Here is a 24,740-nt window from a genome sequence, read left to right on the forward strand (position 1 = left end):
CCAGCGATTAAACTGTGCCCGGTCCCACAGGAAATGCAGCATCGCCTTCAACGACAATCGGGCACCGTCGGTCCTGACGTCGCCGGGATCAGCGTTGTCACCAATCGCGGGTGCAGTCCGTCCGCCGAGCTTCGAGAGGCTGAACCCGAGCTTCAGGGCCGTCGTGCCGTCTTCGACATTCTCGATAATTGCCTCGCCCTCGACTGCGCTCAGGCCCGACAGGTCGGATGGCGGCTCGTAGGACTCGCAGTCGGACGCGTGCTGCGCCCCGGTGCCCGGCATCCGCTTCAGGATATGGCGGTCTTCAAACCGCGCGATATACATCGGCACGCCTTCTGCCTCGCAGAGGCAAAGAGGATGTTCACGATGCGAATAGGCATCCGCCAATCGATCGTCGAACGCGGTATCTTCGACATCAACATCAATCCCGCCCATGCGGATATGCCGGCTCATGGTCTTTCGCTTCCAGCGATGATCATCCGAATATTCTCCCCTTCAGGCTCACATCTATTTTTGTTCGTGCTTCGGTTGCGTCAGTTGGACTCTGCCGATTCTCATTCTTCCAACTTCGGGTACAATGAAGCGCTCCGCGAAAGGACAAGGCATGCGAGACCCCACAAACGCCGACCAAGCCTTCGACGCTGCCCCTGGCGATCGTTCGACCAGTTTGCGCCCAATGGCCTTTCTCATCGCATTGCCCTTCAATACGCTTGAGGCGGTTGGGCGCGCCGGCTTCTACGCTGCATGGCATCTGCTTTATTTCGTCGCCTGTGCGTTCCGTGCCTTCACAGGCTTTCTCGTACTCGCCGCGATCGTCATGCTCCCCGTGTCGCTTGGCGTGTTCCTCAAGCCAGATACCGCGCCTATGCCGTGGTGGTTCTTCCTGTCGTCGGCGCTTGGAATGTTCGTATTCGCTGTCGGCTACAATCTGTTCCTCGACTGGTTCGCGCCCACAGGCGCAGTGGATCCTTTCGACAGATATCGGCCACGATTTAGCCGGAAGCCTTGACAAACCTGTTTGGACTAGCTTCGGCATCCATGTCCTTTCTCCGGAAGTAGATTGCTCGCCCGCAGCGGATCGGATTGTGTCCCTGCACGATGATGATCTGCTCGTCCTTGCGCATCTGCTGCGTGATCTCATGCGGCATGATCAGCGGCCTGCGTTGCAGATTGAGACTTTCCGATTTGCGATTTCCGCTGTTGGAATTGCTCCAACCGACATTGCGGGATTTGCCCTCGACCTCGACGGTCATTTCTCCACATTGCGCCGAAACATTGCGCGCCGTTTCCAGCGCCTTGATCGCGGCGTAGGAGGCAAAAGCGCACCCATCGATCCACGACGTCGCGCCGTCCTTGCCGAAATGCCGTTCGAGCTGGCCGACCGACTGGTACATAAGCATCAGCGTGATTCCGTACTTGCGCCCACGATCGCGCGCCTCTTCGAGCACGCGCATGTAGCCGAGCAGGTCAACCTCATCGAGCATGAACAAGGCCCGGCGCTGAAACGCGCCGTCGGCCTGTGTCATGGCATTGATCAGGGATCCGATGATCACCCGGCCAATACCCGGATAGGACCGCAGGATGGCGGCCGGGATATTGAGAAACACGTCCTTCTTGCCGGCAACGATATCGCTCGACTTGAAGGATCGGCCGCAGACAAGCGCGGCGTAATCGTCGAGCGACAGCCATTGCGTATCCTTCGATGCCGTGGAGTACACGCCGGAGAATGTCTGCTCGGTCATGTTGGTGAAGACACCGAGCGTTTCGCGAATGAAGGCGGATGCCGATGTTTCCTGAATATCGCGCAGCATGGCGAGAACAGACGGTTCCGGCTCGGAGACGATCTGGCGCAAACTGCGCAATGAGCGCCGTCCAGCGTACTCGGGAGAGAGAACCACATGGGCGAGCAAACCCGTGAGGAGATTGTGCGCCTGGTTCTGGAAATAGCTGCCGGTCGAGGATTCGAAACGCGCACTCTCCGACAGCAGCATATGCGCGACGGCGACGATATCCTCTTCCTTGTGTTTCGACGTTTCGATCCAGTCGAGGACGTTAAATCCTGTGACGGGGTTTGAAGGATCGAGCACCATGCATTCACGGCCGAGCTTGCGCGTGCGGTGCTCGACAACCATCGGTGCCACCTCCGTCGAGGGATCGAGGCAAATCAGAGGACCGGTGTAGCGCAGCGCCGTCGGCACGACATTGCTCGTCGTCTTGAACCCGCCTGATCCAGCAAAGAACAACATATGCGTGGAATCGAAATCCTGCTTGTAGGTGAGTAAAGGCACTCTCCCGCCGCTGCCCCACGTCTCGCGGTCGGCCGGATCGAATGGCACGTCGCGGACCGTCTCCTTATCGACGCGGTAGCGTTCACCAATGACGATCTCGCCGTTTGGCGGAAACAGCTTTCCGGCCGCCGACATGGTGAGCCAATCTGCGTCACCGAAGGTTCCGCGCTTCGCTCGTTTCACCGGATCGGACACCACGACGGAGATGCGCGCCGAAATCGCGACGATCACGAAACCGACCGCTGCGGCAATGACGGCGAAGAAGTCGAGATAGGACAGCACCGCGTCCCAGGTCACTGCGCCGCTCTCGACGGATGGGGCCAGCCGCGCATATTCACGCAGAGCGTAGAAGCCGGCGACCCCGAGAAAGCAGATCATGCTGACCATCGCCACCGGCCGGCGGCGATGCATGGGCAGGGCGAAGACCGTGATCAGTCCGGCGATCGGACCAAAGACCAGGTTCGGAACCGGCGCGGAGCGCAGGAACCAATAGGCATTGCCCGGCGGAAAGACGGACGCCATTTCCTGCCATCTGTATGATGTGATCGCCAGCGTCATCGCTGTCACGACGGCGGGCACCATCGCCCATAAGAGCGCCGTCTTAATTTTCATTTTCCCCGCCATGTCCGGCAACCCTTCGCTGGCGCTCATTCGCCGTTGGACTTTTCGGAACCGGCGGAGACAGGCGATCCCGCCTCCGTCAGTTCAGCGCTCTTCATGCGCTCGCGCTGGAATGCCATGCCGCCTTTCGCTTTCAGCCGATGATGCTCGGCCGATCCGACGCGGATGGTCGCGGCTTCCAGCAGCACGCCGAGCAGAAACGCGCGGTCGGCCTGGCGCAGCCCGGCCTTCACGACCAACCCGCCCAATGTGATCTTCTCCCGCGCGTCCTTCTTGCGATCCTCTGTCATCGTCTGCCGCCGCCTTCGCTCCAGAGCCAGAATGCGCCGATCGAGGCGCTTAAGCAGATGCGCCTGAAGGCCCTTTGCCGCTTTTGCGAAATCGGGCGGCGATTTCCTCGAAAATCGCGTCGAGTTCGTTGTCCGCAATTTCGAGTTCCGCCAGCCCTGCCTTTGCAGCGGCGCGAGCAAAGCGCTCATTGGCCTTGGCGAGAATTGCACGGCGTTTTTCGCGTAGTTTCTCAATCTGTGCGTCAATTTCAGATACCGATGATTTAGCGCGCATTTTCTGCATTTTCCTTTCCGGTCGCCTTCTTTTACGCGGCGATTATACCGTGTAGAAACGCAGAGTAAAAGATGCTAGTTTCCATCGAGCCGTGAGGCTCACTTTTGGTCTGCGCCCGAAAGGGCGCATCCCGAGAAGCGGCATCGGTCCTGCGGCCCGATCTGTTCGAGGGCGCAATATACGTCGCTGAACGCGACATGCTTGGGAGAGGTCTGGATCGCATGGCGATCATGTTCGTACGGGCACAGGTGATCAGCCGGGGAGCGGGGCGCAGCGTCGTCTCGGCAGCCGCCTATCGCCATCGTACGAGGATGGAGGAAGAGCAGACGGGGACGAGCTTCCGCTATGAGGGCGGCAAGGCCGAGCTTGTGCATGAGGAACTGGCGCTGCCGGATGAGACGCCGGCGTGGCTCCGCACCATGATCGACGGGCGGACAATCGCCGGCGCCAGCGAGGTGCTGTGGAATGCCGTCGACACATTCGAGAAGAGGGCGGATGCGCAGCTTGCGCGCGAGATGATCTTTGCGCTCCCCGAGGAACTGACGAAAGCGGAGAACATCGCCCTGGTGCGCGAATTCGTGCGCGACAACCTCACGTCAGCTGGCATGGTTGCCGATTGGGTCTATCACGACAAGGGCGGCAATCCGCATATCCATCTGATGACCACCTTGCGGCCTTTGACTGATGACGGGTTCGGCAACAAGAAGGTCGCGGTTCTCGGCGATAACGGCGAGCCGCTGCGTGTCGTCACCCCCGATCGACTCAAGGGCAAGATCGTCTATCGGCTGTGGGCCGGCGACAAGGACACGATGAAGGCGTGGAAGATCGCTTGGGCGGAAACGGCCAACAGGCATCTGGCACTCGCCGGTCATGACATTCGTCTCGACGGGCGCTCCTATGCCGAACAGGGGCTCGACGGCATTGCGCAAAGTCATCTGGGCCCGGCAAAGGCGGCGCTGGCGCGGAAGGGCAGGGAGATGTATTTTGCTCCCGCGGCTCTTGCGCGGCGGCAGGAAATGGCCGACCGCCTTGCTGACGAACCCGGCCTTTTACTAAAGCAGCTCAGCCGCGAACGTTCGACATTCGATGAGCGGGAAATCGCCAGGGCGCTGCATCGCTATGTCGACGATCCCACCGTCTTCGCCAACATTCGCGCGCAATTGATGGCGTCATCGGATCTGGTCACGCTGAAGCCGCAGCAGATCGATCCGGACACCGGAAAGGTAAGTGACGTCGCCGTGTTCACCACGCGGTCCATGCTGCGCACCGAGTACGATATGGCGCAGTCGGCGCGGGAACTCTCGCGCCGATCCGGCTTCCGGGTGGACCCCGAGAAGGTCGCAAACGCCATTCGCGTGGTCGAGAGCCGCGATCCGGAGAAGCCGTTCAGGCTCGACGCCGAACAGGTCGATGCGGTCCGGCATGTCACAGGTGACAGCGCCATATCCGCCGTGGTCGGATTGGCCGGTGCTGGCAAATCCACCCTGCTCGATGCGGCGCGCATTGCCTGGGAGGCGGATGGCCGCCGGGTGGTCGGTACGGCACTTGCCGGCAAAGCGGCCGAAGGTCTGGAGCAAAGTTCCGGTATCAAATCGCGCACGATCGCGTCATGGGAACTGGCGTGGGCGGACGGGCGCGACAAGCTGCGAAAGGGCGACGTGCTGGTGGTCGACGAGGCCGGCATGGTGTCGTCGGAGCAATTGGCCCGTGTTCTCAAAATCGTGGAAGATGCCGGCGCGAAAGCGGTGCTGGTCGGAGATCCGATGCAGCTCCAGCCCATCCAGGCGGGCGCGGCGTTCCGGGCGATTGTCGAGCGTATCGGTTTCGCCGAATTGACCGGCGTGCGCCGCCAGCGCAAACAGTGGGCGCGCGATGCGTCTCGCCTGTTCGCGCGTGGAAAAGTCGAAGAGGCGCTCGATGCCTATGCGCAGCATGACCGCATCCATCAGCTTGAAACCCGCGATGCCGTGATCGAGCGGATCGTCGAGGACTGGGGGCAGGCGAGAGAGGAATACCGAAGGAAGGCCGCAAGCGAAGACCGCACGCTCACCGGCTCCGAGCTGCTGGTCCTGGCGCAAACCAATGACGATGTCGGGAAGCTCAACCAGGCGATCCGCGCAGTGATGGGAGGGCAGGGCGCGCTTGCGGAGCATCGGGCATACCAGACCGAACGGGGCGAGCGGCAGTTCGCCATCGGCGACAGACTGATCTTCCTCGAGAATGCCCGTTTCTTTGAAAAGCGCGCGGAGCATCTTGCCGTGCAGCACGTCAAGAACGGCATGCTCGGCACCGTCGTGCGTACGACGACCGAGCGCGGCGAAACGCTGCTCACCGTGAAGCTGGATGCGGGCCGTGAGGTAACTTTCGGCCAGGACACCTATCGCAATATCGACCATGGCTATGCGGCGACGGTGCACAAATCGCAGGGTGCAACGGTCGACCGGACCTTTGTTCTCGCCACCGGCATAATGGACCAGCACCTCACCTATGTGGCGATGTCCCGGCATCGCGATCAGGCCGATCTTTACATGGCGCATGACGATTTTGCGCCACGTGAGAAATGGGGCAGGGCGCAGCGGGTCGATCACGCCGCCGGCGTCACCGGCGAGCTGGTCGAGACCGGTGAGGCGAAATTCCGGCCTGATGACGAGAATGCAAAAGAAAGCCCGTATGCGGATGTGAAAACCGACGACGGAGTGGTCCATCGCGTCTGGGGTGTCAGCCTGCCAAAGGCATTGAAAGAGGGAGCCGTCGAAACTGGCGATACCGTCACGTTGCGCAAGGACGGTGTTGAGCTTGTCACGGTGAAGATACCGGTCGTGAATCCCGAAACCGGCAAGAAGACTTTTGAGGAACGCGAGGTCGAGCGCAACGTCTGGATCGCCGAGCAGGTTGAGACGGCGCAAATCCGCAAAGAGCGCATCGACCAGGAAAGCCATCGCCCGGAACTGTTCAGGCAGTTGGTCGAGCGCCTGGCCCGCTCCGGCGCCAAGTCGACCACGCTCGATTACGAATCCGAAGCGGGCTACCAGGCCCAGATTGTCGACTTCGCCCGCCGCCGCAACATGGATCATGCCGTCGAACTTGCTACCGGGATGGAGCAGGGGGTGGAGCGGCATCTGTCGTGGATTGGCGCGCAACGCGATCGCGTGGCGCGGCTTTGGGAGCGCGCCAGCGTCGCGCTTGGCTTCGCGATCGAGAAGGAACGCAGCGTCTCCTATAACGATCAGGCGGTGCGGACGCAAACGGTCGCCCCGGCATCAATTGCCTCGGGTGACGAAGAGGCGCGATATCTGCTCGCACCGCAGGCGCGTTTTGTCCGCTCTGTGGAAGAAGCCGCGCGCGTCGAACATCTGGCGTCGGTACGGTGGAAAGAGCGCGAGGCGATCCTGCTTCCCGTGCTCGAGCGCATCTATCGCAATCCTGCCGCTGCCCTCGATCGGTTGAACGCGCAGGCATCGGAATTCGATATCGAGCCGCGGCGGCTTGGTGAAGATCTTGCTCGCAGTCCCTCGATGCTTGGCGCCGTGCGGGGCAGCGACAGTCTGGTCGACGGACAGATGGCGCGCGCGGAGCGGGCCGTTGCAGTCGCTGCTGTTGAAGAGCTCGAGCCTTTGGCGCGCTCCCACGCTGAAACCTTCAAGCGCGATCGGGTCACTTACGAGAACCGCGAGCATGCACGCCGCGCCGCCATGTCGCTTTCGGTTCCTGCACTCTCACCGCATGCTGTCGCGCGGCTCGCGGAGATCGAAGCGGTGCGCGAGAAGGGCGGCGAGGGTGCCTACAAGACCGCCTTTGCCTATGCCGCGGAAGAGCGTTCGCTGGTGCAGGAGATGAAGGCCGTCGGCGAAGCGCTGACCGCCCGCTTTGGCTGGAGCGCCTTCACCGGGAAGGCCGACCAATATGCCGAAAAGCAGATGGTCGAGCGCATGGCCGAGGGCGCGTCCGAGGCAAGACGGCAAGAGCTTACAACGTTGTTTTCGGCCGTGCGCCGCTTCAACGATCTGCAACATCTGGCGGAGCGGCGTGATCCATCGCGGATCGTGGCGCCGGCGGCCTACGATCAAGCCGGGGCCCCGGAAATGTCCAGGCCACCTGCCTTGCCGATGCTCGCGGCTGTCACCGAGTTCGCGGCATCAGTCCATGATGAAGCCAGGACCCGAGCACTGGAGGTCCCCGGTTACAGGCAGCAGCGCGCAGCGCTTGCCGACGCCGCCCAGCGTGTCTGGCGCGAACCCGCGGCGGCCCTTGCGACGATCGAGGGTCTGCTCGTCAAGGGCATCGAGCCGGAGCGTGTCGCTCGTGCTGTCGAGAATGACCCTGCCGCCTATGGTCCACTACGCGGCTCGGACAGGGTCATAGATCGGCTCATCGCCACCGGTCGGGAACGCAAGGCAGCGGTCGAGGCAGTGGTGGGTGTTACCGCCAATATCGTCGCGGCCGGCAAGGCCTGGCAGGGCGCATTCGACGCGGAGAAGGCGGCCGTTACCGACGATCGGGAACGGATGAGCGTCCCAGTACCGGGCCTGTCGCCACGGGCGACGACCGAGCTGGTTCGCTTGACGGCAGCGGTCGAGAAGTCGCCCAAGGACATAACGCAGCTTGTCCGCTCGCTCGACGCGAGAGTCAGGGCCGAGTTTGCAGCCGTCAGCAAAGCCCTCGACAAACGGTTCGGGCCGAGCGCGGTCGCTCGTGGACAGGGTGATATCGTCAATCGGGTTCCGGCGGCGCAGCGCAAAGTGTTCGAGGCCATGCAGCCTCGCCTCAAGGTGCTGCAGAATGCCGTTCGCGCCGACAAGACTCAGGACATCATCGCCGAGCGCCAGATGCGGGCGCTCAACCAGGCGAAGGGCATCAAGAGATAGCAGAAAGGACAAGATAATGGCCGGACAGACCACAACGCTCGACGCGATCGTACGCGCCGAGCTTGCCATCGAAATCATGAATCAGGCGCGCGGGCTGGTCTCGGAACGCGTCGCCGCCATCGAGGCGACCGATCCGGCCGGCGCCGAGGCGCTGCGCGCAAAGCGGCGCGAGCTGCTTGCGGTGCAGAACCGCATCCGTGTTGGCGACGCCGAACAGATCGAAGCCGTGATCACGGAATGGGGGCCACGGGTGAAGGACGCTGCCTTGTTTTGGCGGGAGCTCTGACCGATGGCGGACGAAGCTGTCATCGGTCGCCTGTCAGAGGCCCAGAACGAACACATATTCCGCACGGAGATCCTGCCCGACTATGTCCCTGACGATATAGGAACGGCGGATCGGACGCCGACCCTGATCGTGCTCGGAGGCCAGCCTGGCTCCGGCAAAACCGCCGTGCTCACCGCGAGCCACACCGAGCTGGAGCAGACAGGGCCCACCATCCGGATCGTCGGGGATGATCTGCGATCCTATCATCCCGGTTTTGTCGCGCACCAGAATGCCGATCCGGCAACCGCATCGCGCTTCACGCAGGTCGATGCCGGCATCTGGAGCGAAAAGCTGCTCGCTGCCGCGACCGAGCGTGGCGTCCATGTCGTATTCGAGACGACCATGCGGACCCCTGACAATGTCGAGAAGGTCATGACGGCCGGCCGATCGGCGGGCTATCGTGTCGAGGCGCGCGTGCTGGCTGTCAGTCCTCGTGTCAGCTGGCAGGGCTGCCACTACCGCTTTGAGGAAATGCACCATGCCGGAGCAGCCGCACGGATCCCGCCGCGCGCTGTGCATGATGCCGCCGTCACGGGTCTCGCCGACAGCCTGGAGCGCATTGAGCGCCGGAAGCTCGCCGATCGTGTCGTGATCCAGCGCTCAGATGGGGAGGTGGTTTACGGCAATACGCTTTCCAAAGGAGAATGGCTGGCAGCCGCGATCGAGCGCAAGGTCCTGGAGGAAACGCGCAACCGTCCATTGTCGCGAGAGGACATCGACGGCTTCGTGATTGTCTGGAGCAGGGTGGTGGCCCGTATGGAGGCCCGCAATGCCCCCGCGGCGCTGATCGATGACGCAAAGGCCCAGTCGCGCGATGATCTCGCTTGGTTCCTGGCCGAGCGCCGCCGGTCAGATAACGATGACGCCATGAAGACAGCCCAGGAGGTCAAACCGCGGATCGGCATCGATCGAAGCCCGGTCATTTCGGTCGATGCTGAAATGGGATCGGCCGGCCCCGGCGTCGGGGATAAGCGTGTCGAAAAACGCGACCAGCATGTTCGGCCGGGAGAGGTCCTCATTCCCGGGCGTGACTTGCCTGATCTGAGCGAGGCCGAGATTGGGGTCAAGCTGCGGCAATCCACGCGGCTGGAGGAAAAACGTTCGGAAATCAAACGGCTATCGCAACTCGTCTATGGAAATGCCGCGACTACGTCGGCGACGGTCGAGGGCATCGATGGAGCCATGGCGGGCTCCGTCGCCGGCCAGGACATCCGGACCGGGAGGCTTGGGCCGATGGCTGGCGAGGGTAGCAGGTTCCTGCGTGCAGAAAGTCCTGAACGGCAGACCGCGCGAGCGCATTTGCCACAACTTGCCGCTGCCATGGAGGACTATGGCCGCACGGTGGACTTCGAGCGGCATCAGATCGAAACCAGGCATCGGGAGGAACAACATCGATACCGCCAGGAGATCCGCTCACCATCCGAGGGATTGACGGCAATTCTGCGAGCGCCGGCTCACGAGCAGACCGCGAGGTTGCACGCGGCCCCGCAATTGCAACGCGAATTGGACAGCATTACGTCGTCTATCAATCGCCGGCTAACGCCCTCGGATAAGAATTCGTTGACATCAGGGAATTTCGATAGGCTGTCGCGAAGCCTCGCTGTGTCACCAGCCCATGTCGCCTCGCTGGCGCGCCTCCAGTCCCAAACACAAGCAGTGCACTTGCAGTTGCGCATGCGTCAACAGCAACTCGCACGTGGCCATAGCGTCGCGATCACCATCAAGCAGTGAGTTCCGGGGTGGCAGACCGGGAGGAAATGCCATTTCAAAGCGAAAGCTCGATCAAACCTCGTGGCACTGCTGTTCCGCCGCAGTGTCACGAAGCGTTCGGGCAGAAATTCAGAGGAGTTCTCGTGCGAGTTATCTCATCCCATGCGACATGAGGACGACGGCCTTCGATTTTGAAGGGGACCTCCGACGGGATTTCCGGGACAATACGATGCAACGTGGCGAGAACTTGTGCGCCAATCGCTCCACAAAGAATGTATTCCGCCGACCGGATTTCGATTTCCAATGACTGAGGAGTTGGTTTGACGATTGCGAATGAGTTATCTTCATATTCAACGAGGAATCCACCTGTATCGTCGTCGATCCGGTACACCGGAAACTCCGAATATTTAGCGTAGAGCTCAGCGAGGTTGTCCGGTGGTCGGCAGCGCAATGCCGTGGTTTCAAGAAATGTCATACCAACCTCATTCGTGTTTATTAGCATCCCGACCGTCAGCGATGCGGGAAGCTTTAGCTGAAGGAGAAACCTATTCCGATCGGCGCTCGGATAAACTCACTAGTGAGTGTACCTCGTGTGATCGAGGCGTGTTGGTTCGCAGGCTGATAGTCTTTCGTATGCCCGAGCCGCCGCAGCCTTTAAGATCCCTGCCTTTCAATATCGCTGGCTGCCCCCAAACAGGTTTGTATGAACTGCCACGCAGTCCTCCCGGATCGAGCACCTCGCTGCATGGACCATTCGAGCGCGCGCCGTTTGAGCTCATCATCCGGTATGGCGAGTTTAAAATAATCTGCGTACGCCAGGACCATTTCGACGTAGCCTTCTTGATCGGTGTTATGGAATCCTAGCCACAGACCGAAGCGGTCCGACAACGAGACCTTTTCTTCCACAGCTTCCCCCGGGTTGATTGCCGTCGATCTTTCATTCTCGATCATGTCCCGCGAAAGCAGATGACGCCGGTTCGAAGTTGCATAAATAATAACATTATCCGGGCGGCCAGCGATCCCGCCGTCGAGTACCGATTTGAGAGACTTGTATTCCGTTTCTCCAGAATCGAATGAAAGATCATCGCAAAAGAGGATGAACCGACGTGGAGCCTCTGGCTGAATAAGTGCCAGAAGCTTGGGCAGCGTTGAGATATCCTCGCGTTGGACCTCGATCAGGCCCAGTGGCAGGCCGGTATTTTCCATCTCTGCGTTCACGTATGCGTGCACGGCTTTGACAAGCGACGACTTTCCGGTCCCGCGTGCGCCCCATAACAGCGCATTATTCGCGGGCCGTCCTTGGGCGAAGTTTCGCGTATTCTCTAGGAGCGCCTCGCGCTGGCTTTCGATCCGCTGTAAGAGCCGGAGGTCGACATGCGCGATGTCCCGTACAGGTACGAGCCCGCCGTCGTGCGGGGCCCAGAGGTACCCCTCGGCCATTTCAATAGGTCCTGACGGCGAGGCGGCGGGTGCAAGGCGCTCAAGCGCCTCTACCAGACGGACCATCAGTCCCGCGTCAAGATTGAGGCGTCCGTCGCTCATCAGTTGGCTCCCCCCGCGTGAATCGCCTTTGGGCGCAGTGGAGTACGGATCGTCTGAGCTAGAACGACGCCAGCAAGCGCGATCCCACCGCCGATGATGTGGTATATACGCACGGGTTCCCCCAGCATCACGATCGCACCGGCTGCAGTTAGGACCGGCAGCAGGTTCATGAAGGCGGAGGCTCGGCTCGGCCCGAGAAGCTCAACGCCTCTAATCCAGAAATAGGGCAGCACGATTGATGCCAGCCCGCCCGCATAGGCTATCAGCGGCACAGTTTCGGCATTAAGCGCGCGCATGGATACCGGCGTCGCCAACACCGCCGGGAACATAATTGCGAGGGCGCACAGCGCCTGAACGTAGGTCGATTGCCAACTTGGAATAGGCAGGCTCCAACGTTTCAGCAGGACGCCGTACAGCGCGTACACGATCGCCGCGACGAACATCAGCGCATCTCCAGCATGCATGCCGTCTTTGACCAGCGAAAGAGGCGCGCCGCCGCTTACCAGATAGAGTAGGCCTGCCAGCGACACGATCCCTCCGCCGACAACACCGACGGTGGCGGTTTCGCCCAGCACAAGCGAACTCAACGCGACCGTCAGAAGAGGCGTCAGAGCGGTGAAGACCGCCATGTTCGTCGCTGTGGTGGTTTCGGCCGCAAGGTAAGACAGGCTTTGGAACAGGCACATGGCGAGAAAGCCAAGCACAGCGAGCTGACCGAAATGTTGCCACAAAACGGTGCGGTTCCGCCAAGCGGGAACCCCGACGAAGGCCGTCATCAACGCGACGGCCAGGAGTAGCCGGTAGAAGGTGATTGCCTGTGGTCCAATCGTGTGCGCGGACAGGCGCGAGACGATGACATTTCCGGCCCACAGGACGATCGCCAATAACGGAAACAGGAATGCGAAATTTTTGTTCAACTAGTTGGCCCCTCGGTCGATCACACTCAAAAGTCCTTCATGCTTATCGTAGAAGCATGCTATCCGTATCTCGCTATACGGACATATCTTGTAGAATTTGGGACTTTGAATCATGAAGGATCTAGCGAAGCGGCACTTAGCTTTCCATGAAACGCCGCGTCCGATGGCGGGGATGGAGATAGACTATCCAAGCGGCTCAACCACGGGCATGCATGATCATCCCCGGGCACAGCTGCTTTACGCGATCCAAGGCGTGATGGAGGTTCGCTCTGAAACAGGCACATGGGTCGTCCCGCCAAGCCGCGCCTTATGGCTCCGCGCTGGCGAGCGTCACAACGTACAGATGTCGGGCCATGTTAAGATCCGCACGCTCTTCATAGACGAGGAGATCGCTCCTTTGAGCCGCAGCTGCGTCATTGCAATCTCACCGCTGCTGCGCGAACTCATTCTCGCTGCGATGTCCATTCCGCTCGATTATGATCCGGTCGATCGCGATGGTTGTGTGATGCGTCTGATCCTCCATGAAGTGCGTGCCATGGATGTGCTACCACTCCATCTACCTATGCCTTCAGAGGCTCGGGCCCATAATTTGTGTCGAGACCTGCTCGCTGACCCCGCTGACACGGCATCAGCAGAGGTGTGGGCCCGCCGTGCAGGTATCGCGTCGAAAACGATGCAGCGCCTTTTTTTGCGCGAGACCGGGATGAGTTTCGCGCAGTGGCGCCAGCAAGCCCGATTGTTGCGCGCCCTGCAACGTATCGCGAAGGGTGACCGCATCATCGATGTCGCGCTGGACAGTGGCTACGCCAGTCAAAGCGCTTTTACCGCCATGTTCCGGCGGCATTTTGGCATGCCACCGACCGGATTTTACGCGGTGAGGGACGTCACTGAAACTGCTCAGGCATAAACATCGGTGTAGAGCTCAGCAGTTGCCGGCTCAGGGCTTACCGTTGCGAATTCGACAGCATCAACCACAGTGGCTCTTATCCTCCTATCGATCTCTTTCAAATCGTCTGGCGATACCTTCCAGTCATTCAGAAGGCGCGCCATCACCCGATCAATCGGATCGTTTTCGGTCTTCATCTTCTGGACCTCGTCCCGCGACCTATACTTGGCCGGGTCGGACATCGAGTGCCCGCGATAGCGGTATGTGAGCATCTCAAGGATGAACGGCCCCTCTCCGGCACGGGCCCGATCGACTGCCCGCTTACCCGCTTCATAGACGGCTCGCACGTCCATGGCGTCGACCTGCTCGCCTGGGATGTTGAATGACGCTCCGCGCTGCGAAAGATCTGTTGTCGCAGAAGCGCGCTCAATACTCGTTCCCATGCCGTAGCGGTTGTTCTCAATCACATAGACAACGGGCAAGTTCCAGATCTTCGCCATGTTGAAGCTCTCGTAGACCTGGCCCTGGTTCGACGCGCCATCGCCGAAATATGTCAAACAGACCCGGTCATTGCCGCGATAGCGGTTGGCGAAAGCCAGCCCGGTGCCGATCGACACCTGCGCGCCGACAATCCCGTGACCGCCATAGAAGCCCAATTCAGGGCTGAACATGTGCATGGAACCTCCCTTGCCGGCGGAAATACCGGAAGCGCGGCCGGTTAGTTCAGCCATGACGATGTTGGGCTCTACGCCGAGGGCGAGCATGTGGCCATGATCTCGGTACGCAGTGATGACCTGGTCGCCCTTTTCGATCGCCATCTGCATGCCGACGACGACTGCCTCCTGCCCGATGTAGAGGTGGCAGAAACCGGCGATTAGCCCTTGTCCGTACATCTGGCCAGCACGTTCCTCGAAGCGACGGATGAGGACCATCTGCTCATAGGCCCTGAAATCGTCTTCCTTGCGGAATGTCGTATTGGTTTCGGTCTTGAGTTTGGCTTTCATGGCTGGACCTTTTGGATTTTGATTATTGGCTCGTCACCTTCAGGCCGATGATCCCGGCGAGCGTGACGGCTATCCACAACAGCCGCATCATTCCCGCCGGCTCATTGAAGACGACGATGCCGATCACGACGGTCCCGACCGCGCCGATTCCGGTCCACACCACATAGGCGGTGCCGATCGGCAAAACCTCCAAGGCGCGCCCGAGCGCGTAGACGAAGACGAATAGAAGCAGGAGCGATGCAAGCGCCCATCCGGGACGCGTATATCCGGCGGACATCTTCACGCTGGCGGCCCAGGCGATATCTACCAGGCCCGAAAGGATCAAAAGCACCCAGGCGGTAGTCGAGTTCATTGGACGCCCCGGGACCGTGGCCTCTGAGAAGCTGTTGCTCCAATTGTGCGGTATTGTTTCATCACGCCACCATAGCTCTTCGATCACGCAAGCGAGTGTGGCGTTTCGAAAAGGCCGTTTGCAGCCTTGCAAGGCCCTTGGCTTGCGGTGTACCGCTCGCCCGGGTAACTTGCAGCATTGCAAACAGCGGGATGATTTCCGTCGATTGGCTTTCTGTGGAGCAAGAGATTGATGGATTGGAACGACTTTCGCCTCATCTTGGCAATCAGCCGAAGCGGTTCGCTCAAAGGAGCAGCTAAAGTGCTGGGCCACGACCATTCGACCATCTTCCGCTGGCTAAATTCGCTTGAGTCAAAGCTTCAGGTTCAGCTTTTTGAGCGAGACGCGGGCATTTATCGTGCTACTGACGCCGGCGAGCGGATGATCCTTGCCGCGGAGCGGATGGAGGAAGAGGCCCTCGCCCTTGACCGAGACATTACGGGAAGGGACGCGCGCCTCTCAGGAAACCTGCGCATCACCTGTTCCGAATCGTTGGCGTACCGCCTGCTGAATGACCTGCTCGCCAGTTTTCGCGCACGTCATGACGGTATTACGCTTGAACTGCTGGTCGATAATAGGCAACTCGACCTTTTGCGTCGCGAGGCTGACATCGCCATTCGCGCGACAAGGCCGATCGAGGGTGATCTGTTCGGCCGACAGATCGCCGAGACGGCCTGGGCTCTGTACGCCAGTCCCAAGTACCTTTGCGACCGACCCGAGGTGACGATCGCCCCCTTCAAGGGCCACAGATTTATCGGCTGGGACACGGCGGCCGTTGCGGCCGCAGCAACTTGGCTCGCCGAAACCGTACCTGGAGAAGCTATTGTTTATCGGTCAAGTAGCCTGATCAACCAGATGATGGCGGTGAAGGCCGGGATCGGGATGGCGCTGCTTCCTTGCTATCTCGGCGATCAAGAGGACGACATCCAGAGCGTGTCGGGCCCGGAGGCGGCGCTTACGCGGGAGCTATGGCTCATCACCCACAAGGATCTCCGCAATACCGCGCGCGTCCGCGCCTTCTTCGATGTGGTCGGGCAAGGCTTGATCGACCGTCGCGAGTTGCTTGAGGGAGTGCTGAAACGGCGCTTAACATAGATGGTTGCGGAACGTCTTATCGTCGGTTCGGGAAGCGTTGAATCTTCGATCGGCTCCCGCGGCTACTATTCCGTTGCTGCGAAGCTGAACTGGTTAGTTCCCGCTGCGCCGAACCGCGCTCGGAGGCATGCTGTTGAGCCTTCCCCAGGCACGACGCAATTGCCGGCTAGAAGCAAAGCCCACGCGCTCCGCCACCCGCTCCATGTCGAGCTTCGTTTCCCTCAGAAGCTGCTGCGCCAGTGCCACGCGTAACAGGTTGAGATAGTCGGGAATGCTCATGCCGGCTTGATCATTAAACAGGCGGCTGAGGTGTCTGGGGCTAGCAATGGCGATGTCCGCCAGACTTGCGAGTGACCAATCGCGTGAGGGATCGGCGGTAATTGCGTCCTGAACGCGGTGGATTGCCGAGTGGATATGGTTGCGCCCTTCAAGCCAGGGCGACAACTGCGGATCAGTGCCAAAACGGCGGAAATAGACAACCAGCGACTTCGCCACTGCGGCCGAGACAGCCGGGCTGGTCAGCTGGCCGATGATATGCAGCATCAAGTCGATGCCGGCGGTGATCCCGGCACTGGTGTAACGGTCTCCGTCCTCGACATAGAGCCGGTTCTCCAGCACCTTGGCCAAAGGCGCAATTTCGGCGAGCCGGTCGCAATCACTGTAATGCGTGGTGCATCTAACACCATCGAGCAGCCCCGCTTGCCCAGCCAGAAGAGCACCCGAGCAGATCGACACGAGCAGCATGCCGGGTTTCACGCTTCGCTTGAGCCAACGGACCAATTCATCTGAATCGTCATAGGCTGCATCAAGCTTCTTTCCTGCGTTCATCGGCTCGTCGGTATTGCCCGCGATCACGATCATGGCTCCGGGCTCCATCGCCTCAGGGAGCAGCGAGATTCCAGCAACGCGTAACCCGATTGAGGTTATAACCTCGGGCGATGCCCCTATGTAATTGACGTCGAACTGCACTTCCTGCTGCAGCCGATTGGCGTAGCGTAGGGCCTCTATTGGCCCCGCGACGTCGAGCAGCAGGGTCCGCGCCGGCAGTACGACATAGGTCGGGATCCTACGCCGCGCCGTCATGCAGCGGCGGCTCTCGCTGCGCCGCCCAAAGCCTCGCTGATCGTGCACACGCGGGCGAAGCGTCCGTCGAGCACCGCAGCCGTGCGAGCCTTGATCTCGTCAGCCGTCCAAGTTTTTCCGCTCGCGTCGGTGAGCGGCATTGTGTGGGTCGCCTCGGTAACGTAGTCGACTTGCCAACCGAGATCGGACCCGTGGCGTGCGGTTGTTTCACAGCATTGTTCGGTGCGAATCCCAGACACAACGAGGCGGCGGATGCCGTTCTCGATCAGGAACACTTCGAGCGGCGACCCCACGAAAGCGGAGTGCCTGAGCTTGAAGAACTCGAGATCGGGCCTGTCGAGCTTGAGCTCCGCGAGCGGCCGAACAAAGCCCGAAGCGGGCGAAAAAATTCCATCGGCCTCGGCGTGAAACACCCGCACAATCTTCCAACCCTTTTTCAAGCCGCCGTCGATCAGCGCCTGTTGCTTCTTGAGATAGGTCGGGCTGTCCACTTCTTCCCAGTTCGCACGCTGGCGAAAACTTTCTTGAGCATCAATTACGATCAGAGCGGTATCGGTCATTTTTGGACACTCCGTAAGATATAGGATGCCCTAATCTTAGCTTTTCTGTCGGGCTGATCCAGCCATATCATGGACAGAGATCGGACAAAAAAAGACAAGCCTAAACTGTTTGCATAATAACAGGCGGCGGCACTCGTCCGGAACGAGACCGCCGCTTAACCGTGGCGTTGCACGGCGTGAGCCACCTTTGGCCGGGACGCGATCCGCTCGAGATATGCCACCAATGCCGGCCACGAAGTAAGATTGATCCCTTTACCGGGCGCCCACCTGACTATGGAAAAGCAGTAAGCGTCAGCCACGCTGAACGTCGATTCGACTAAATATTCACTTTGGTTGAGATGCTTCTCCAAAAAATCAAAGCGGTCGGAGATCCGAGCGCGCGCAACCGCTGCAGCCTGCTCTCCATACTCGGGATGGAACAGCCAGGGGCTGAAGCTCTTGTGCAGCTCCGTGGCAACAAAAGTCAGCCATTCCAGGATTCGATACTTCGTAAGCGGCTTCTCGACGGGTTTGGAGATGGAGGTGCTCCGCTGATCAGCAAGATATTGCAGGATCGCTACACCTTCCGTGAGGTACTGCCCATCATCCAACTCTAGCACAGGTACGTAGCCCTTGGGACTCACGACCTGGAAATCTGAACCGTCCGCCAACAGGTGCGGCGATGCTTTGATATCGACCTGAGCGAGTTCGAGTTTAATGTCATATTCCGCTGCGGCAATCAATGAAGCTAGCGAGCAAGCGCCGGGTGCGTGATAAAGTTTCATTGCGTTTTCTCCCTGTGCAGAAAGAACTTTAGGGAACTTCCCGACGAGCGGAGTATGCGATTTCGCAAATGGAATTTGCGCTCGTGCAGGGCGCGAAAGCGGATTTACAGGCAATAGCGATGGAAAGCTTCACCCGTATCTTGTAAAATCCTCAATTTGATCAATCTGCAATTACCGCACAGATCTTGGAGGTAAAGCCTAGATGAAGCGCGTAAGCCTGCCCTATTTCAATAATATTGGGGTGGAAGTGGACGAGGAAACGGATCTTTCGATCCCGGAAGCTGCTGCCGCACTCAACGCGTTTATTTCGCTGTCACCTAATGATCGATCAGCAGATGCGCCTCATATTTACGCTTACTATAAGGATATTCATCTCGCCGTTGGCGGTGAAGAATGGATGGATGCGGAGATGGGCGTGCCGAAAGCGCCTTCTGATATATGGAAGAGCGTCTCCCCAACACATTTGATGGTGATCCCGGAATTAGTAGATGATGGGCACTGGTATGTCGGTGTGACAGCCGATTGCGCTTGGGAAAAAGAGCATGGTCTTTGGATGGTCTGGAAGGACGGTCGCCAGATTTGCAAGGTAGGCGAATACGACGGTCACGCGTCTAACGCATCGGCTCACGGAGACGAAAGTGTTCGTAACGTTGTTTACAAAGCCCTCGATGACGAATTTACAACGTATTTCGAAGCGCGCGAATAAAGGCGTTGTCATCTAAATGATCTGCGAAGCCAGATCCTCGTCAATCTCGACATGGCCCGGACGCGGCTTTCGCCCAGGTAGGTATAAGCCTTTCGCCGCCAACTGCTCGAGATGTTCTGCAAGCCTCATCTGAAAGTCTGGAGCGACGGTCGCAGGGTCGATAGTGGTGATAAACAATCCAACCCGTAGCGGCTGCGAGCCAGCGTGGAACGATGGGACGTCGATGGACCATTTGCCTCCCGCGAGTCCGGCCGAGAGGACTTCAACCATCAGCGCGATGTTCGCTCCACGGCTGCCGCCGAACGGAAGCAGAAGCCCCTTCAGCGCATCTGCTGGCGAAGCCGTTGGCTTCCCATCTGCGTCAAGAGCCCAACCGGACGGGATCGGCGTGCCTCTTGCAGCCGCGTTTCGAATATTGACAAAGGCAGTCGCGCTGGATGCCTGGTCGATGACCAGCGGTGAACCGCTAGCAACGGGTGCTGCAAATGACATGGGATTAGTGCCAAACAAAGGCTGGCGGACCTCGTCAGTGGTGACCATCGCCGGACTGTTTGACGTCGCTATTGCCAGCAGCCCCTCTACAGCCAAGCGCCTCGTATAGTAGCTCAATTCGCCCACGGTATAACTGTTCGCCTGGAGAAAAAGGGATATGCCGTACTCCCTGGCTTTACGCACAAGCTCTTTAAAGGCAAGATCAAATCCTAGCTGCGCGACGCCATCTTTCGCATCTACACTGATCGCGACTGGTGTCGGGTATGTGATATCCGGCCTGGCGTTTCTAGCGATCCGCCCGGTCTTAAACCCGTCCAGATAGTCAATCAGATGGGTAAAGCCGACGGCCCTGTGGCCTGACATCTCGGCGGCCACAACTGCGTCAGCAAGGGCTTCTGCGGTTGCTTGGCTTGCCCCAGCAGCCAGAATGGCGCGGCGCGCCAAAATCACCGCTTCTTCGATCGTGTATTGTGCCACGTTGAGCTCTTATGATGGGGTTGGAGCGTTAAATGCTGAGGTCTCAATCCAGTTAACCGATCGACCGTGAGGATCTGTCCATGCAATTGGCTCGCCATTCATCGACATCAGAAATTTACCGGGATGATCGTCACCGCCGTCTTCGAGTTTTTGCGCAATTGAGGGAAACACCCCCGGCGACTCATTCGAAATCCAATAGGGACATAGGCTGCTGACGTGATGCGAGAACGCTTCCCGCTCGCTCACATCCTGCACATAGGTGAGAACCGCTGTATGAAAGATGACAAGCGTAGCGTCTTTGGGAGCCCGACCCGCTAAGTCCGCAAGATCAGCACGAAGGTCTCCTTTGACAACTTCAGGTTTGACCGCCCGGGCAATTTCGAGCGCTTTTCGCAACTGCTCCGCCCGTGCTTCCTGGCCCGGCCAGACGAGACATTCCAACCACGCCGCTTCTTCTTCATTTGTAACATCGAGCGGATTGAGATCCAGGCCGGCTCTCCATAGGATTTCAGGAAGAGTTTCCGGAACCGGCGTTACCGCGTTCGTGTTGCAGGAGAAGATCGGACGGTCGTCAAGCGGAGCTTCCGGGAGGGCCGTGCCGCCAAACTGGTAGCTATAATAATCAGGAAGCAGACAAAGGCCTGCCGATGCACCGACCTCGATAAGAGCCAGGGGCTGGGGAAGTCGGGCTAGAAGCGGGAGAAGCGTCGCGCACCGTCCTGGCTCATTGGTCTGTGTCATGCGTGATAGCGCGACGTTTCGGACATCGTCCCAACGATCGATCACATTCTCATGGAAATCATCCCAGCCGCGCGGCACACCAAAGAGCCAGCGATATGCCGCGAAAATCAGGTTCGGCTGCTGTTTTTCCCGTGGCAGACCCGCAAGAAGGGCAATCAACTGCTCAGAACCCGCCACGCCGAGGGCAAGTTCGACGTAGAGCTCGGATTTTCCTTCTGCCTCCTGCCGAGCAAATCGCGTGTAGCGCTCAGCGACATTGTTCGCAATCTGCATTATGTTTCCCTCCATCCTAATCCGCGACCGATACTTTGACCGCGTTCAGGCTGGCCTTGACGAGTGTTTGCGCGGCCTCTCCTGCGATCTCCATATAAGTGGGATCGCGATTGAGCAGCACGACAGAGAACGCGCCGTCGAGCAGCAACCGGATTTGTTGCGGCAATCCTTTGGGATGAGACGCACCGGCGCTTGCAAGCCGATCCCCCAGCCAGCGTTCGAACCCTGCCTTGTGCTGGTTGGCTGCTTTGAGCGCCGGGTGACCGGGCATCGTGACCAGTTCGGCGGAAGTCCTTAAGAACCCGCAACCCTTCCAATTGGGACTGCGGGCCGATCGGGCGAGGTTTGTGAAGATAGCGCGAACTTTTTGTCCTGCGTCGCCCTCGGCCTCCTCGTACCACTTCTCGAACGTATCGAGGTTCGGTTTATCGCGCCCCTTGAGATAGGCCTCGATGAGGTCGTCCTTGCTTTTGAAGTGGTAGTAGAGCGACCGCTTCGTCAGGCCCGCCTTTTCGGCGATAGCATCCACGCTGACTGAGCGAATGCCTTGTTTATAGAACAGCGACGATGCGGCTTTGATTATCTTATCGCGCGTGGAATCCATCGTTTGACCCCGTTGTATACCGACTAGTGAATATACAGTACGACAAAAGTCCGCAATTCTCAACGCGAAGATTTGTGGGGTGCCGGCATGACGGAAGCCAGACAGGAGGATCTCGAATTATTGTGCCGCGACGGCGTCGTCCTGCGCGGCCATCTTTGGGGCGATGGGTCTGGCTCGATGCTGGGAACCGTTATCATAAATCCCGCCACCGGCGTGCTCGCGCGCTATTATCATCGCTATGCGCGCTTCCTGACGGAGCACGGATTCCGTGTGCTGACCTACGATTATCGCGGGATCGGACAATCGCGTCCACCATCGATCAGGGGATGCGGATATCGGTGGCGTGACTGGGGGGAGCAGGATTTCGACGCTGCCTTGCGCTTCGTTGAAGCGCAGGAGTGGTCTGAGCGAATTATCGTCGTGGGTCATTCGATCGGCGGTTTTCTTCCCGGACTATCCCCGCGCTCTCACATCATTGATCGCATGATGACGGTTGGTGCGCAGTACGCCTATTGGCGCGATTACTCCGAGCTCCACCGGTCTCGATTGTTCTGGAAGTGGCACATTGTCATGCCAGCGCTCACACTCGCGCTGGGTTATTTCCCTGGTCGACGACTTGGCTGGCTCGAGGATCTTCCAGCAGGTGTTGCCAATGAATGGAGCTTTCGTCGGCGGCGCATGGAGGACAGCTACCCTCCAGCGGAACGCTCAGCGATATTGTCACGATTTTCATCCGTAACGGCGGCGATCCTGGCAATCGGCATCAGTGACGATGAAATTGCCTCACCGCAGGCCATCGATCGGACGCTCGAATATTACACATCGGCCGAGAAGACCCACGTTTTGCTGACACCCCATGATTTTGGTGAGGAGGCGATCGGTCATTTCGGACTGTTTCACGAGCGGCATCGGTCAGGGTTTTGGAAGAAGTCGATCAATTGGCTTGTTCGAGAGCAAAATCCCTGGCCCTCTGATACTATTCCGCCACTAAAGACCTTACACGAGATCGTTCCGGAACGGACGATTCCAAAAGTATACTATTGAAAGAGCCGTCTATGAGCCTTGCTACAGTAAAAGCCTTTTTTGCGGCGCAGGCGCCCGACATCGAGGTCATTGAGGCTGCATCGAGTACAGCAACCGTTGCCGAGGCGGCGGCGGTCCATGGTGTGGCGCCCGCCCAAATCGCCAAAACCCTGTCGATGCGAGTGGGCGAGCGCGTCATCCTGCTGGTGACCGCTGGACATACCCGTCTCGATAACGGCAAGGCAAAGGCCGCGTTTGGGGGGAAGGTCAAGATGCTTGGCCTTGATGAGGTCGAGGCGCTTACCGGCCATCCGGTTGGTGGCGTGTGCCCGTTTGGGTTGACCGAGTCACTCCCGGTCTACTGCGACGCCAGTCTTCGCGCCTTTCCGATTGTAATCCCTGCGGCCGGCGCTGCGAATGCAGCGGTCAAGATCGCGCCCGCTCGGATGGCTGAACTCGTTGACGCAGAATGGGTCGACGTGTGCCAATCCGTTTCATAGCCGCATTGTGAGGACCGAACAAAGATGAGCACACCTATGAAAAAAGCGATCATTGCCGCCGATGCGGCGCCGCGCATCAAGCCGTCAAATTACCCCGAGCCGTTCGCCAGCATGATGGATGGCCGCATAAAGCGGCCGCTTGGAGACCTGTTTGGCCTGAAGAATTTCGGGGTGAATCTAACGCGATTGACGCCTGGCGCCGTATCGGCCCTTCACCATCGTCACAGTCGACAGGACGAGTTCGTTTATATCCTCGAGGGCGAACCAACAATCTATCTGGGCGAGAAGAGCGAGCGACTGACTGCAGGGATGTGCATTGGCTTTCCCGCGGCGGGAGAAGCCCATCATCTGAAGAATGATACGGCTTTCGATGTCGTCATCCTGGAGATCGGCGATCGTAGCTCGGGCGATGAGGTCTCGTATCCAACGGATGATCTGGTCGGAATAAAAACAACCGATGGCTGGGCATTCGAGCACAAAAACGGCGATGCCTATCCGGCCAGCCACGCGGCAAAAGCATGAGCGACGGGAAGACAAGAACCGTGCTCATCACAGGAGGGAGCCGCGGCATAGGGAAGGCGACTTCTGTCCTGTGCGGTGCAAAAGGTTGGTCTGTTGCCATCAACTTTGCAGGTAACCGGAAAGCGGCCGAAGAGACCGTAAACGAGGTGCGAGAAGCCGGCGGGCGATCGATATACATCCAAGGCGATGTTTCCGCTGAAGCAGATGTTATTGCCGTGTTTGACAAAACCGAAGCAGCGTTCGGGAAAATCGATGGCGTCGTTGTGAACGCGGGTATTGTCGCGCCCTCGATGCCTCTTTCTGAAATGAGTGCGGACCGCTTGAAGCGGATGTTCGACGTCAATGTTCTTGGCGCCTATCTCTGCGCCCGGGAAGCGGCTCGTCGGCTTAACGGGACGCTTGGGACAGACAGCAAAGCAATCGTTCTGGTGTCCTCAGCGGCATCCCGGCTTGGCTCTCCTTTCGAATATGTTGACTATGCAGGGTCGAAAGCCGCGCTCGACACGCTGGCCATCGGTCTTTCGAAGGAACTTGGTCCCCAAGGCATTCGTGTCAACGCCGTGCGGCCCGGGTTGATTGATACCGAGATCCACGCAAGCGGTGGACAACCAGGTCGTGCGGAGCGTCTCGGGATCACAACCCCTCTCGGCCGACCGGGGCGGCCTCGGGAAGTAGCCGAGATGATTGTCTGGCTCCTCAGCGATGCCGCCTCCTACACAACAGGTGCCATTATCGATGTTTCCGGTGGTCGATGAGGCCTGTCGACGAGTCAGCTCTGTAATTGGAA

Annotated in this window: 26 protein-coding genes; 11 read left to right on the forward strand and 15 right to left on the reverse strand. The window is 59.3% G+C overall.

Annotation, left to right across the window (positions count from 1 at the left end; translation table 11 throughout):
- Window positions 1-453: DUF1173 family protein (locus IE166_RS19375; protein ID WP_189507267.1), on the reverse strand; the 453-nt coding region annotated here is incomplete at its 3' end.
- 151 nt (window positions 454-604) lie between these two features.
- On the opposite strand from IE166_RS19375, the gene IE166_RS19380 reads away from it, so the two are divergent.
- The gene (locus IE166_RS19380) at window positions 605-1,009 is read left to right on the forward strand and encodes a hypothetical protein (protein WP_189507269.1); all 405 of its coding nucleotides are present in this window, start codon (window positions 605-607) and stop codon (window positions 1,007-1,009) included.
- On the opposite strand, the gene traG is transcribed toward IE166_RS19380, so the two are convergent.
- The 3 genes from traG to IE166_RS19395 are packed head-to-tail and all read right to left on the reverse strand — an operon-like array spanning window position 993 to window position 3,482.
- The gene (gene traG / locus IE166_RS19385; protein ID WP_189507475.1) at window positions 993-2,912 is read right to left on the reverse strand and encodes a Ti-type conjugative transfer system protein TraG; all 1,920 of its coding nucleotides are present in this window, start codon (window positions 2,910-2,912) and stop codon (window positions 993-995) included. The genes IE166_RS19380 and traG overlap by 17 nt on opposite strands.
- 23 nt (window positions 2,913-2,935) lie before the next feature.
- Complete coding sequence (locus IE166_RS19390) at window positions 2,936-3,199, reverse strand: conjugal transfer protein TraD (protein WP_189507271.1); 264 nt, start codon at window positions 3,197-3,199, stop codon at window positions 2,936-2,938.
- Window positions 3,200-3,248: 49 nt separating this feature from the next.
- Window positions 3,249-3,482 carry a TraC family protein gene (locus tag IE166_RS19395; protein WP_385965411.1) on the reverse strand — a complete coding sequence of 78 codons (234 nt, stop codon included), beginning with the start codon at window positions 3,480-3,482 and terminating at the stop codon, window positions 3,249-3,251.
- A gap of 212 nt (window positions 3,483-3,694) precedes the next feature.
- Here IE166_RS19395 and traA point away from each other — a divergent pair, with 212 nt between their 5' ends.
- From traA to IE166_RS19410, 3 genes are read left to right on the forward strand one after another with little or no spacing between them, the layout of a single operon-like run.
- Window positions 3,695-8,338, forward strand: a complete 4,644-nt coding sequence (gene traA / locus IE166_RS19400) for a Ti-type conjugative transfer relaxase TraA (RefSeq protein ID WP_189507273.1) — start codon at window positions 3,695-3,697, stop codon at window positions 8,336-8,338.
- A gap of 16 nt (window positions 8,339-8,354) precedes the next feature.
- Complete coding sequence (locus IE166_RS19405) at window positions 8,355-8,624, forward strand: hypothetical protein (protein WP_189507275.1); 270 nt, start codon at window positions 8,355-8,357, stop codon at window positions 8,622-8,624.
- A 3-nt stretch (window positions 8,625-8,627) separates the two neighbouring features.
- Window positions 8,628-10,394 carry a zeta toxin family protein gene (locus tag IE166_RS19410; RefSeq protein WP_189507277.1) on the forward strand — a complete coding sequence of 589 codons (1,767 nt, stop codon included), beginning with the start codon at window positions 8,628-8,630 and terminating at the stop codon, window positions 10,392-10,394.
- A gap of 85 nt (window positions 10,395-10,479) precedes the next feature.
- Here IE166_RS19410 and IE166_RS19415 read toward each other — a convergent pair whose 3' ends face one another.
- The 3 genes from IE166_RS19415 to IE166_RS19425 form a co-directional block, all read right to left on the reverse strand.
- Window positions 10,480-10,848 carry a hypothetical protein gene (locus IE166_RS19415; RefSeq protein WP_113491283.1) on the reverse strand — a complete coding sequence of 123 codons (369 nt, stop codon included), beginning with the start codon at window positions 10,846-10,848 and terminating at the stop codon, window positions 10,480-10,482.
- Between the two features lie 179 nt (window positions 10,849-11,027).
- On the reverse strand, window positions 11,028-11,915 hold the full coding sequence (locus IE166_RS19420; protein ID WP_189507279.1) for an ATP-binding protein: 888 nt from the start codon (window positions 11,913-11,915) through the stop codon (window positions 11,028-11,030).
- Window positions 11,915-12,832, reverse strand: coding sequence for a DMT family transporter (locus tag IE166_RS19425; protein ID WP_113491287.1), 918 nt, complete (start codon window positions 12,830-12,832; stop codon window positions 11,915-11,917). The genes IE166_RS19420 and IE166_RS19425 overlap by 1 nt, the downstream gene beginning before the upstream one ends.
- Window positions 12,833-12,944: 112 nt before the next feature.
- Between IE166_RS19425 and IE166_RS19430 the strand changes: the two genes are divergently transcribed.
- Window positions 12,945-13,739 (forward strand): AraC family transcriptional regulator, encoded by a 795-nt coding sequence (locus tag IE166_RS19430; RefSeq protein WP_189507281.1) that lies wholly within the window; start codon window positions 12,945-12,947, stop codon window positions 13,737-13,739.
- Here the strand turns inward: IE166_RS19430 and pdhA are convergent.
- Window positions 13,730-14,722 (reverse strand): pyruvate dehydrogenase (acetyl-transferring) E1 component subunit alpha, encoded by a 993-nt coding sequence (gene pdhA, locus IE166_RS19435; RefSeq protein ID WP_189507283.1) that lies wholly within the window; start codon window positions 14,720-14,722, stop codon window positions 13,730-13,732. The genes IE166_RS19430 and pdhA overlap by 10 nt on opposite strands.
- Window positions 14,723-14,744: 22 nt before the next feature.
- On the reverse strand, window positions 14,745-15,161 hold the full coding sequence (locus IE166_RS19440; protein ID WP_244641610.1) for a DMT family transporter: 417 nt from the start codon (window positions 15,159-15,161) through the stop codon (window positions 14,745-14,747).
- A gap of 144 nt (window positions 15,162-15,305) precedes the next feature.
- Between IE166_RS19440 and IE166_RS19445 the strand changes: the two genes are divergently transcribed.
- Window positions 15,306-16,208 (forward strand): LysR family transcriptional regulator, encoded by a 903-nt coding sequence (locus tag IE166_RS19445; protein WP_189507285.1) that lies wholly within the window; start codon window positions 15,306-15,308, stop codon window positions 16,206-16,208.
- Between the two features lie 93 nt (window positions 16,209-16,301).
- Here the strand turns inward: IE166_RS19445 and IE166_RS19450 are convergent, their stop codons facing one another.
- The 3 genes from IE166_RS19450 to IE166_RS19460 form a co-directional block, all read right to left on the reverse strand.
- Window positions 16,302-17,291 (reverse strand): GlxA family transcriptional regulator, encoded by a 990-nt coding sequence (locus tag IE166_RS19450; protein WP_189507287.1) that lies wholly within the window; start codon window positions 17,289-17,291, stop codon window positions 16,302-16,304.
- A complete protein-coding gene (locus IE166_RS19455; protein ID WP_189507290.1) occupies window positions 17,288-17,851 on the reverse strand; it encodes a cysteine hydrolase family protein in 564 nt (187 codons plus the stop codon). The genes IE166_RS19450 and IE166_RS19455 overlap by 4 nt, the downstream gene beginning before the upstream one ends.
- A gap of 155 nt (window positions 17,852-18,006) precedes the next feature.
- Window positions 18,007-18,615: a glutathione binding-like protein gene (locus IE166_RS19460; protein WP_189507292.1), complete on the reverse strand. Its 609-nt coding sequence runs from the start codon at window positions 18,613-18,615 to the stop codon at window positions 18,007-18,009.
- A gap of 202 nt (window positions 18,616-18,817) precedes the next feature.
- Between IE166_RS19460 and IE166_RS19465 the strand changes: the two genes are divergently transcribed.
- Window positions 18,818-19,321, forward strand: coding sequence for a DUF6985 domain-containing protein (locus tag IE166_RS19465; RefSeq protein ID WP_189507294.1), 504 nt, complete (start codon window positions 18,818-18,820; stop codon window positions 19,319-19,321).
- Window positions 19,322-19,333: 12 nt separating this feature from the next.
- On the opposite strand, the gene IE166_RS19470 is transcribed toward IE166_RS19465, so the two are convergent.
- Genes IE166_RS19470 through IE166_RS19480 form a run of 3 tightly spaced genes read right to left on the reverse strand, consistent with a single transcriptional unit; the run spans window position 19,334 to window position 21,908 of the window.
- Window positions 19,334-20,290 carry an Ldh family oxidoreductase gene (locus IE166_RS19470; RefSeq protein WP_210313001.1) on the reverse strand — a complete coding sequence of 319 codons (957 nt, stop codon included), beginning with the start codon at window positions 20,288-20,290 and terminating at the stop codon, window positions 19,334-19,336.
- Between the two features lie 9 nt (window positions 20,291-20,299).
- The gene (locus IE166_RS19475; protein ID WP_210313002.1) at window positions 20,300-21,304 is read right to left on the reverse strand and encodes a DUF2332 domain-containing protein; all 1,005 of its coding nucleotides are present in this window, start codon (window positions 21,302-21,304) and stop codon (window positions 20,300-20,302) included.
- 16 nt (window positions 21,305-21,320) lie between these two features.
- Complete coding sequence (locus IE166_RS19480; protein ID WP_189507298.1) at window positions 21,321-21,908, reverse strand: TetR/AcrR family transcriptional regulator; 588 nt, start codon at window positions 21,906-21,908, stop codon at window positions 21,321-21,323.
- A gap of 87 nt (window positions 21,909-21,995) precedes the next feature.
- On the opposite strand from IE166_RS19480, the gene IE166_RS19485 reads away from it, so the two are divergent.
- The 4 genes from IE166_RS19485 to IE166_RS19500 are packed head-to-tail and all read left to right on the forward strand — an operon-like array spanning window position 21,996 to window position 24,708.
- Window positions 21,996-22,952 (forward strand): alpha/beta hydrolase family protein, encoded by a 957-nt coding sequence (locus IE166_RS19485; RefSeq protein ID WP_189507300.1) that lies wholly within the window; start codon window positions 21,996-21,998, stop codon window positions 22,950-22,952.
- Between the two features lie 11 nt (window positions 22,953-22,963).
- Window positions 22,964-23,431, forward strand: coding sequence for a YbaK/EbsC family protein (locus tag IE166_RS19490; protein WP_189507302.1), 468 nt, complete (start codon window positions 22,964-22,966; stop codon window positions 23,429-23,431).
- Between the two features lie 36 nt (window positions 23,432-23,467).
- Window positions 23,468-23,953, forward strand: coding sequence for a cupin domain-containing protein (locus tag IE166_RS19495; RefSeq protein ID WP_280514894.1), 486 nt, complete (start codon window positions 23,468-23,470; stop codon window positions 23,951-23,953).
- Entirely contained in the window at window positions 23,950-24,708 is a 759-nt protein-coding gene (locus IE166_RS19500; RefSeq protein ID WP_189507305.1) for an SDR family oxidoreductase, read from the forward strand. The genes IE166_RS19495 and IE166_RS19500 overlap by 4 nt, the downstream gene beginning before the upstream one ends.
- Window positions 24,709-24,740: the final 32 nt, after the last annotated feature.

Source organism: Tianweitania populi, assembly GCF_014652875.1.
Taxonomy (GTDB): Bacteria; Pseudomonadota; Alphaproteobacteria; order Rhizobiales; family Rhizobiaceae; genus Tianweitania; species Tianweitania populi.